This is a genomic window from Plantibacter sp. ME-Dv--P-095, from assembly GCF_030209365.1.
Lineage (GTDB): Bacteria > Actinomycetota > Actinomycetes > Actinomycetales > Microbacteriaceae > Plantibacter.
In genome coordinates, this window is the sequence record NZ_JARVSB010000006.1 from 172,214 (window position 1) to 181,777 (window position 9,564).

Here is a 9,564-nt window from a genome sequence, read left to right on the forward strand (position 1 = left end):
TCAGACGCGTGCCGCGATCGCGCCGATGTCCGCGATCGCTTCGATGACGCGTTCGGGGTGTTCGGCGATCCGGTTGAGGACGTAGAGCCACCACTCGGGTCCGTAGACGAGGTACTCGCGTGTGGTGAATCCGCGCCGGCGGAGATCGTCGAGCAACGCCGTGCCGAGCCCCTGGAGCATCTCGAACTCCACGTGCGGCTGCCGCAGTTCGTCGCCGAGTGCTCCCTCAAGTGCCGCGACCAGGTGCGGGTCGTGGGTGGCGATGTTGACACGGTGGCCGGCCCGGACGAGACGCGTCACCATCGCGATGTACGCCGCCGTCATCGGTGCGGCGTCGCGCGGGTGCGCCACCTCCGTCGATTCGAGGAAGGCTCCCTTCACGACGCGCACCGGCCCGGGACGGGTGAGTACGCGTTCGAGGTCCGCCGGGGTGCGGTGGAGTCTCGCTTGCAGGGTGATGCCGGTCTCCGGGAACCGGTCGGCGATCTGCTCGAAGATCGAGAGGACGAGATCGGTGCGGTCTGAGCCCTCCGCGGAGATCATGATCGAGGTGCCGGCGTCCCTGGCCGCCTGTGCGAGGGTCAGGCCGTTGCGGAGGCCGAGTTCGGCGGAGACCACCGATCCGATGTGCGAAAGGTCGAGGGAGATCGTGGCGGTCTGCTCGGCCGCACCGATGCGTCGGGCGAGATCGACGAACTCCGCCGTCTGTTCGTCGGCGATCCGTGCGTCGCGGACGGACTCGCCGACGAGCTCGATGCTGCCGAGGTGCCCACGGCCGGCGTTCGCTGCGAGGAGTCGCAACGCCGAAGCGGCGTCGTCGCCGGCGATGTAGCGGACGGCGACCCGTCGGGCGATGGCGGCGGCCTCCGGGTGGGCGAGGACCCGTGCTTTGAGGTCCTCGTCGAGGGCCCAGGCGCGCAGGGTGTCGGCGGCGCGCGACAGTGTCTCGTCGTTCATCAGCATGCTCCGACCCTATCCATTCCGGCTGCGTGCCCAGTGCAGCGTGAGAGCCTGCGCAGCGTCGGACCCTGTGGGACGTGGGTGGTGCGCGCTACGCTCGCTGACGTGGCGAGCTTCGAGGAGAAACCGATCCTGGACCTCACGCTCGAGGAGTGGGAGGCCTACCTCGTCGGCGCGCCGAGCGACGACGGGGTGCGGTTGAAGCTGCGGAAGAAGACCTCGAAGGCGACGGGCATCACGTGGTCGGAGGCACTCGACGTGGCGCTGTGTCATGGCTGGATCGACGGGCAGAGCAAGCGGCTCGACGACGACTACACGCTGCAGGCGTTCACGCCGCGACGGAAGAACAGTCCGTGGTCGCAGATCAACCGGGAGCACGTGGCCCGGCTCATCGAGGAGGGGCGGATGCGTCCGGGTGGGCTCGCCGAGGTCGAACGGGCGCAGGCCGATGGTCGGTGGGATGCCGCCTACCGGCAGAAGGACGCGGTCATGCCGGCGGATCTCCAGGCCGCGCTCGACGCCGACCCGGCTGCGGCCGCGTACTTCGCCACCCTGGGGCGCACCGAACGGTTCCGGGTCTTCTTCCGGTTGAACGGCATCAAGACGCCCGCCGTCCGGGCCGCTCGCATCGTCGACGTCGTCACGAAGGCGGCGCTCGGCGAGCAGCATTACCGGTGATGGGGAGGGCACAGATGACGGTGTCTCCGAGGATGGTGTGGACGGTCGTCCATGACGAACGACGGAAGCTCGTCGCCGATCTGGCCGGGCTCAGCGAGGAGCAGTGGGCCACACCGTCCCTCTGCGCGGGATGGGACGTGCACGACGTCGTGGCCCACCTCGTCGATTCGGCGAAGACGACGCGCCTCGGGTTCGCGCGCCGGCTCATCGCGGCACGGTTCGACTTCGACCTCGACAACGAACGCGGCATCGAGCGGGAGCGGCAGAACCGGCCATCGGAGACGCTTGCGGCCCTGGGCGCTGCCGCCGAGCTGAGCCGCACGCCGCCGGCGAACCTCGCGACCAGACTCGTCGAAGCCATCGTGCACGGGGAGGACATCCGCCGGCCACTCGGTCTCCACCCGAGCTACCCGACGACGGCTGTCGTCCAGGCGTTGGAGTATCAGCTTCGGACGGGCGTCTCGATGGGCGGCGGCAAAGAACGCGGGCAGGGTGTCCGACTCGTCGCTGACGACACCGGCATGAGCTGGGGTGACGGGCCCGAGGTCCGCGGTTCCGCGCTGGACCTCCTGCTCGCGGTCTCGGGCCGGCCGACCGGGCTCGCGCTGCCGGCGAGCTGAGGGGGCGAGGGGCGGGTACATGCCCGTCGACAGGCTCAGGGAGCGGAACGTTCCGGGCGCACCTCCGCCGGTCACTGAGCTTGTCGAAGTGCGCACGAGAAACCCTTCGACACGTCGACAGGCTCAGCGGCGCACCTCAGGGACCGGTAACGGTCAGAACGGTGCGGGGTCCGGGGCTGTTCGGTGATGCTTGCCGTCGGGTGTCGTCCAGTCGAGCACGCCGCCGGGGCCGTGGTCGAGGTTCCACCCCGGCAAATGCTTCATGCGGTGGTGATGTCGACAGAGGCAGGCGAGATTCCCGACATCTGTGGTACCGCCGTCTTGCCAGGCGACCGAATGGTCGAGGTCGCAGGCCCGGGCGCGGCGCCCGCAGCCAGGTGCCCGACAGGTGCCGTCTCGGAGGCGGACCGCGCGCTGCAGATCGGCGGGAACGCGATACTGGCCTCGACCGACGGAGAGGACGGCTCCGGTTTCCGGCTGGACGAGGATGCGGGTCATGCTGGGTGCGTTGACTGCGATCCGGGCTGCGGTCTCCGGATCGATGGGGCCGTAGCCGTCGAGCGTGGCGGGTGCGTCGGAGACGCCCGCCATGCTCAGTGCCGGGACGGTGATCTGCACGGTCGGCTTGATGTGTTCCTGGACCTCGATCGGGTGCGGGAGGACGGCGTTCGAGGCGACGTCATCCGGGGTGACGCCGGTGAGGGCGAGGGCTGCAAGGGCATCGGCCTGGAGCTGCCCGCAGGTGCGCTGGTCGCCAGCGCGTCGCGCTTCCGCAGCAGCGCTCTCAAGCCGCTCGACGATGCCCTGCGCGATGGGAGCGGTCGTGAAGAGGTGCACCCAGGCCATCCCATCTGAAGCCGCCTCGAACTCGACGCGGCGGTCAGCCTCGGAGCGCACCGCACGGGCGGTGATGGACTCCGGGTGGAGTCGCTCGCGGAGGTCCTTCGCGCGCTTCTTCAGTCGCGCGACCGTGGACCGTTCCGCCACCGTGAGCACCTCTGCGAGGAACGAAGCGCGACCGGCGTTGGGGACCTCGCGCAGTTGGTCGGTGATCGTCCGCGCATGCCGGCCGGAGATCCTGCCGGCCTCGAGTGCAGCCAGCACGGACGGTGCCTCGTTGACGAGGCGCTCGGCGTCGTCTGTGGCGTGCAGGACGGTCTGTTCCGAGGAACGCGTCGCCATCGCGAGCATCGCGCCCGTCGAGCGGCGCGACAGCGCACGCCGTTCTGCAGGCGGGTAGATGGCGGGGACGACCGTGGCCGCGAGCGCGTCCGCATAGGCGGCGGAACGGGCGAGCAGGCGCGCTTCCTCAGCGTCCAAGGCCGCACGCCGGCGACAGATGCTCGCGTATTCATCCGAGAACTCGGCGAGCTGCGCGGCGTACTCGTCGCTCGCGCGGATCGCGGTGGTGGTCTCGGTCATGACTCCAGTCCACCACGGACCACTGACATTCCAGATGCCGAGTCCGGGCGGGTGGGGATGCATCCCATGAGCACTTCGACAGCCTCAGTGACCGGGGCTCGTCAGCGAGATTCGGTCGGAACCCGCCGCGCGCAGCTCCGGTCAGACGGCTCTGGCCAGCAGCTCCGTGACCCGCTTCGCGACGGCGTCGTTCCACGCGGTGATGCCGAACGCGGTCGGCCACATCTCGCCGTCGTCGAGCTTCGCCGAGTCGTTGAACCCGAGGGTCGCGTAGCGCGCCTTGAACTTCGCGGCAGCCTGGAAGAACACGACCGCTTTGCCGTCGGCACCGACGTAGGCGGGCATGCCGTACCAGGTCTTCGCGGCGAGACCGTAGTCGCCACCCATGATCAGCTCGTGCAGCGGCTCGGCGATCGCCCGATCGGCGTCCTCCATGTCCGCGATCGCGTCGACAACGCCCTGCAACGCCTCCTCGCGGTTCGCCGCCGCCTTGAGCTCCTTTACCCGCTCCTTCATCGCCGCGCGTTCTTCAGCGCTGAATCCACTCTTCGTACTCGACTGCTGCTCAGCCATCTCGACGTCCTTCCGTTCGGGGCTGTGGTTTGCCTCTCACGGTAGCCCTGCGAGCCCCACGGCGCTGCTCGAATCCGGCTCAGTCGTCCAGCGCCCCCTGGCCGAGCACCGACTCCACGATGACGCGGATGGCGTAAGCACTTGTCTCGGCGAGGTCGACGTCGGCGGGGTCGATGAGCCATTGCACCTGCAGACCGTCCATGACCGCGAGGATCGACGCCGCCGCGCGATGGATCGTCTCGGGTGCGTCGACGCCGCGCTCAGCGCACACCGCCTGGAACGCCTCGGCGATCTCACGTCGCAGGGTCCGATAGCGGTCGTCGAAGTAGTGCCTGGCCGGGTGGTCCTCCGTCACCGACTCCGCTGACAGGACGACGAACGCCTGCACGATCCCGGCCCGCTGCGCGTTCGTCGCCGCCGTGCGGATGAGGTGCTTGAACAGTTCGATGCCGCCGGGGATGTGCTGGTCGTCGAGGTTCTCGACGTCGGTCGCATCGCGGTAGCTGAGCACCTCGAGGAGCAGCTGGTCCTTCGAACCGAAGTGGTGCAGGATGCCCGCCGGCGTCATGTCGACCAGCTCGGCGATGTCGATGAGGGTGCCGTTCGCGTACCCCTTCGCGCCGAAGACGTCGAGCGCCGACCGCACGACCTCCGCCCGCCGCGCGACGGTCGAGGGACGGGGCTGCGGTTGTCTCTTCACCGTGCCGGGTGGTTTCACAGTCGTCATGCCGTCCGTTCCGCGATGAGCCTCGATGCGGCGAGGATACCGCGCTTGCCAACTTACTGAATGGTCAGTAAGTTATCACCGAATCCCGACTTGCGCCGCACTGCCGCAGCGCACACCCAAGAGGAGAAAGCGATGAAGCTGAGAACCCCACTGCTGGCCGCGTTCGCGGCCACAGCCCTGCTGCTCACCGGATGCACCGGTGGCGGCGGGTCGAGCGACGGCCCCGAGGAGGGTGCCGCGCTGACGATCGCGAAGCCTGACGGCTCGATCGCCACCGAATCCAACAACCCCTACGTCGGCGACTCGTCCGCCATGAAGCTCGGGTACATCAACGCGATCCTCGAGCCGCTCGCGATCGTCAACCTCGTCGACCCGAGCGCCGAGGTCAAGCCGTGGCTCGCGTCCGAGATCGCCTGGACCGACGACTACACCTCCGTCGCCCTGACCGCCCGCGACGGCGTCACGTGGAACGACGGCGAGGCCTTCAGCGCCGACGACATCGCCTTCACCTTCCAGCAGTTCATCGACCACCCGGAGCTCGACAACTCGGCCCTCGGACTCACCGGCGTCGCGACCGAGGGCGATACCGTCACCCTCTCGTTCACGAACCCGATGTTCGTGAAGCAGGACAAGGTCCTCCTCAAGCAGATCGTCCCGAAGCACATCTGGGAGTCCGTCGACGACCCGGCCACCTTCGAGAACCCCGAGCCCGTCGGCACCGGCCCGTACACGCTGACGAGCTTCAGCACCGAGAGCGTCGAACTCTCCGCCCGCGACGACTACTGGGGCGAGCAGCCGGCCGTGCCGACGCTCTACTACGTCTCGTACAACGACAACACGGCGCTCACCACCGCCCTCGCGAACGGCGACGCCGACTGGGCGCAGGCCTTCATCCCGAACGTGCAGTCCGCGTACCTCGACAAGGACAAGGAGCACAACGTCTACTGGGCGGCCGCCGGTCTCGCCGTCGACGCGATGTTCGTGAACACGCAGACGAAGCCCTTCAACGACCCCGCCTTCCGGCAGGCCGTCAACCTCGTCATCGACCGCGAACAGCACCAGCAGATCGCCCGTGAGGGCGGCGTCCCCGAGCTCAGCTCGGTCACCGGCCTGCCGACCCCGGCCGGCGACGCGTTCATCCCCGCCGAATTCGAGGGCGAGGACTACACCGTCGACGCGAAGGCCGCGAAGCAGGTCCTGACCGACGCCGGGTACACCTGGAACGACGACGTGCTCACCGACCCCTCGGGCGAGGCCGTCACCTTCACCCTGTCCGTCCCGCAGGGGTGGAACGACTACGTGACCGGCATCAGCCTCATCGCCGATTCGGTCAAGACCCTGGGCGTCACCGCCACCGTCGACACCCCCGACCAGGACACCTGGTGGGCGGCGAAGTCGGACGGCGACTTCCAGGCGATCCTGCACTGGACCGACACCGGTGCGACGCCGTACGACCTGTACTCCGACATCATGGACGGCCGCTGGCTCGTCGCCGAGGGTGAGGCAGCCGACTTCAACTTCGGACGCTACGACAGCCCCGAGGCCACCGCGGCGCTCTCGGCCTACGCCAACGCGACGGACGACGCCACACGGGCGGCAGCCCTCGAGACGGTCCAGAAGCTGTTCGTCTCCGACGTGCCGGCCATGCCGATCGGCACGCGCCCGTTCATCGGTTCGTACAACACCCGGAACTACACCGGTTGGCCGAGCGAGGACGACCCGTACGCCCCGGCCGACCCGACGCAGCCGACCGCCGTGTACATCCTCACGCAGCTCAAGGCCGCGAAGTAGGGGTACCCGCACACCGACGGGCGGGGTGCTCATCCACCCCGCCCGTCACCTCCCGCATGCGCAACGGCATGCACCGCGATCAGCACAGAACGGACTCACGCAGTGCCCAACGACGACCTGCTGACAGTCCGGCACCTTCTTTCATCAGCACAGAACGGACTCACGCAGTGACCAACGACGACCTGCTGACAGTGTCCAACTTCAGCGTCACCTACGACGTCGAACCGCCCGTCGAAGCCGTGCGCGACGTCTCGCTCACCCTCCGCCGCGGCGAGATCCTCGGCCTGGCCGGCGAGTCCGGTTGTGGGAAGACGACGCTCGCCTACGGCTTGCAACGGCTCCTCAAACCACCGGCCGTCATCACGGGTGGCAGCGCCGTCTTCCACGACGAGTCGGGCGAGGACATCGACCTCGGCACGCTCGGCGAGGAGGAGATGCGCGCGTTCCGCTGGGACAAGGCCTCCATGGTGTTCCAGGGCGCGATGAACGCCCTGAACCCGGTGACCACCATCGGCCGCCAGCTGGACGACGTCTTCACCACCCACCGCCGGCGGATGACCCGGCCCGAGCGCCGCGACGAGGCCGGCAAGCTGCTCGACATCGTCGGCGTCGGTAGCGACCGGCTGAAGTCCTACCCGCACGAACTCTCCGGCGGCATGCGCCAGCGGGTCATGATCGCGATGGCGCTCGCCCTGAAACCGCAGCTCATGATCATGGACGAGCCGACCACCGCGCTCGACGTGCTCGTCCAGCGGGAGATCCTGCAGCAGATCTCCGAGCTCCGGACCGAGTTCGGCTTCTCCGTCATCTTCATCACCCACGACCTCCCGTTGCTCCTCGAGATCTCCGACCGCATCGCCGTCATGCGCGCCGGCCGCCTCGTCGAGATCGACACGGCCGAGCGCATCTACCGCCAGGCGCAGGACCCGTACACCCGGAAACTCCTCGCCTCCTTCCCGAGCCTCACCGGCGAACGCGGCGACTTCGTCCGCGGCGCACAGACCGGAGTGACCGCATGACCACCCTCGAGTTCTCCCACGTCTCCAAGCGCTACCGGGTGCGCGGTTCCGGCCACATGCTCGCGCTCGACGACGTCAGTTTCACCCTGCGCTCCGGCCAGACCCTCGCACTGGTGGGGCAGTCCGGCAGCGGCAAGTCCACGATCGCGAAGATCCTCACCCAGTTGGAACGGGCGACGAGTGGTGACATCCTGCTCGACGGGAAGGCGATCCCTCGGCGCGGTCGCGCGCTCCGCCGCTACCGGCAGCAGGTCCGCATGGTCTTCCAGGACCCGTTCGCCTCGCTGAACCCCTCGCACACGATCCGGCATCACCTGGAGCGACCACTGCGCCTCGACCACGTCGTGCCGGAGGCGGAGGTCGAAGACGAGGTGCACCGCCTCCTCGAGCGCGTGCAGCTCGACCCCGCCGGCACGATCGACCGGCGGCCACACGAGCTGTCGGGCGGCCAGCGGCAGCGAGTCGCCATCGCCCGCGCGCTCGCCTCGCGGCCCTCCCTCCTCATCGCCGACGAACCCGTCTCGATGCTCGACGTCTCCATCCGACTCGGGGTCCTCAACCTGCTCGCCGAGTTGCAGCGCGAATCGCAGCTGGGGGTCCTGTACATCACGCACGACCTCGCGACGGCACGCCACTTCAGCGACGAGATCATGGTCCTGCACCACGGCGAAGTGGTCGAGCGCGGTCCGGCCGACGACGTGATCCTCCGCCCCCAGCACCCGTACACGCTCGCGCTCCGCAACGCGTCCCCAGACCCGGACCGCCACTTCGCTGGAACGGAGACCATCGCATGACCTTCTTCCTCCGCCGCGCCGCCTTCTACGCGTTCACCGCCTGGGCCGCGATCACGATCAACTTCTTCCTGCCACGGATGCTCAAGGGCGACCCGGTGTCGGCGTACATCGCGAAGAACCAGGGCCGCATCAGCCCCGAGGCCGCCGACTCCCTCCGCACCCTGTTCGGCCTCGACGCCGACAAGTCGATGCTCGAGCAGTACCTCGACTACTGGCGGCTGCTCTTCTCGGGCGACCTCGGCCGGTCCTTCTCGAAGGGACTCGCACCCGTCACCGACGTGATCGCTGCGGCCCTGCCCTGGACGGTCGGGCTCGTCGGCATCGCGACGATCCTCTCCTTCGTGCTCGGCACGTCGATCGGCGCCCTCATCGGCTGGCGACGCGGGAGCAAGGCGGACTTCATCGTCCCGCTGTCCACCTTCTTCTCCACCGTGCCGTACTTCTGGATGGGGCTCATCGCGATCGCCGTGTTCTCGACCCTGCTCGGCTGGTTCCCCGCCTCGCACGCCTACGGCAAGGGGTCGAGACCGGAGTTCACGCTCGACTTCATCGGGCAGGTGATCGCCCACGGCTTCCTCCCCGCGGCGACGATCGTGCTCGCCTCGCTCGGCGGGTGGATCCTCGGCATGCGCAACATGATGGTGACCGTGCTCGACGAGGACTACGTCACGGTCGCGCAGGCGAAGGGCCTCCCGACCCGCCGGGTGCTCGTGGACTACGCCGCCCGCAATGCGATGCTGCCGCAGCTGTCGAGCTTCGCGCTCTCACTCGGCTTCATCGTCGGCGGGACGATCGTCATGGAGATGGTCTTCTCCTACCCGGGCGTCGGCAAGCTCCTGCTCGACGCCACGACGGCGAAGGACTACCCGCTCATGCAGGGCCTGTTCCTCGTCATCACCCTCACCGTCCTCGTCGCGAACATCCTGGCCGACGTCGCCTACGCGGTGCTCGACCCCCGCACCCGCCAGATGGAGTCCTGA

General features: G+C 68.6%; 10 protein-coding genes. 6 read left to right on the plus strand and 4 right to left on the minus strand.

Features of this window, described 5'->3' with window-relative positions:
• Positions 1-963, minus strand: coding sequence for a proline dehydrogenase family protein (locus QRN26_RS09130; RefSeq protein ID WP_285036312.1), 963 nt, complete (start codon positions 961-963; stop codon positions 1-3).
• Positions 964-1,065: 102 nt separating this feature from the next.
• On the opposite strand from QRN26_RS09130, the gene QRN26_RS09135 reads away from it, so the two are divergent.
• Together QRN26_RS09135 and QRN26_RS09140 are read left to right on the plus strand one after the other, a co-directional pair.
• Entirely contained in the window at positions 1,066-1,638 is a 573-nt protein-coding gene (locus tag QRN26_RS09135; RefSeq protein WP_285036313.1) for a YdeI/OmpD-associated family protein, read from the plus strand.
• A gap of 14 nt (positions 1,639-1,652) precedes the next feature.
• A complete protein-coding gene (locus tag QRN26_RS09140; protein ID WP_285036314.1) occupies positions 1,653-2,258 on the plus strand; it encodes a maleylpyruvate isomerase family mycothiol-dependent enzyme in 606 nt (201 codons plus the stop codon).
• Between the two features lie 153 nt (positions 2,259-2,411).
• On the opposite strand, the gene QRN26_RS09145 is transcribed toward QRN26_RS09140, so the two are convergent.
• The 3 genes from QRN26_RS09145 to QRN26_RS09155 form a co-directional block, all read right to left on the minus strand.
• Positions 2,412-3,680, minus strand: coding sequence for an HNH endonuclease signature motif containing protein (locus QRN26_RS09145; RefSeq protein WP_285036315.1), 1,269 nt, complete (start codon positions 3,678-3,680; stop codon positions 2,412-2,414).
• Positions 3,681-3,821: 141 nt separating this feature from the next.
• Positions 3,822-4,253, minus strand: a complete 432-nt coding sequence (locus QRN26_RS09150) for a hypothetical protein (protein ID WP_285036316.1) — start codon at positions 4,251-4,253, stop codon at positions 3,822-3,824.
• A gap of 79 nt (positions 4,254-4,332) precedes the next feature.
• Positions 4,333-4,980 carry a TetR/AcrR family transcriptional regulator gene (locus QRN26_RS09155; protein WP_285036317.1) on the minus strand — a complete coding sequence of 216 codons (648 nt, stop codon included), beginning with the start codon at positions 4,978-4,980 and terminating at the stop codon, positions 4,333-4,335.
• Positions 4,981-5,112: 132 nt separating this feature from the next.
• On the opposite strand from QRN26_RS09155, the gene QRN26_RS09160 reads away from it, so the two are divergent.
• From QRN26_RS09160 to QRN26_RS09175, 4 genes are all read left to right on the plus strand, one after another.
• Positions 5,113-6,771, plus strand: a complete 1,659-nt coding sequence (locus QRN26_RS09160) for an ABC transporter substrate-binding protein (RefSeq protein ID WP_285036318.1) — start codon at positions 5,113-5,115, stop codon at positions 6,769-6,771.
• A 167-nt stretch (positions 6,772-6,938) separates the two neighbouring features.
• Positions 6,939-7,790 (plus strand): ABC transporter ATP-binding protein, encoded by an 852-nt coding sequence (locus tag QRN26_RS09165; protein ID WP_285036319.1) that lies wholly within the window; start codon positions 6,939-6,941, stop codon positions 7,788-7,790.
• Positions 7,787-8,584, plus strand: a complete 798-nt coding sequence (locus tag QRN26_RS09170; protein ID WP_056009243.1) for an ABC transporter ATP-binding protein — start codon at positions 7,787-7,789, stop codon at positions 8,582-8,584. The genes QRN26_RS09165 and QRN26_RS09170 overlap by 4 nt, the downstream gene beginning before the upstream one ends.
• Positions 8,581-9,564, plus strand: coding sequence for an ABC transporter permease (locus tag QRN26_RS09175; protein WP_056009241.1), 984 nt, complete (start codon positions 8,581-8,583; stop codon positions 9,562-9,564). The genes QRN26_RS09170 and QRN26_RS09175 overlap by 4 nt, the downstream gene beginning before the upstream one ends.

Coding starts and splice junctions, on each gene's coding strand:
- QRN26_RS09150 (WP_285036316.1), bottom strand. CDS start 4,253: ATGGCTGAGCAGCAGTCGAGTACGAAGAGTGGATTCAGCGCTGAAGAA.
- QRN26_RS09170 (WP_056009243.1), top strand. CDS start 7,787: ATGACCACCCTCGAGTTCTCCCACGTCTCCAAGCGCTACCGGGTGCGC.
- QRN26_RS09160 (WP_285036318.1), top strand. CDS start 5,113: ATGAAGCTGAGAACCCCACTGCTGGCCGCGTTCGCGGCCACAGCCCTG.
- QRN26_RS09140 (WP_285036314.1), top strand. CDS start 1,653: ATGACGGTGTCTCCGAGGATGGTGTGGACGGTCGTCCATGACGAACGA.
- QRN26_RS09130 (WP_285036312.1), bottom strand. CDS start 963: ATGCTGATGAACGACGAGACACTGTCGCGCGCCGCCGACACCCTGCGC.
- QRN26_RS09155 (WP_285036317.1), bottom strand. CDS start 4,980: ATGACGACTGTGAAACCACCCGGCACGGTGAAGAGACAACCGCAGCCC.
- QRN26_RS09145 (WP_285036315.1), bottom strand. CDS start 3,680: ATGACCGAGACCACCACCGCGATCCGCGCGAGCGACGAGTACGCCGCG.
- QRN26_RS09175 (WP_056009241.1), top strand. CDS start 8,581: ATGACCTTCTTCCTCCGCCGCGCCGCCTTCTACGCGTTCACCGCCTGG.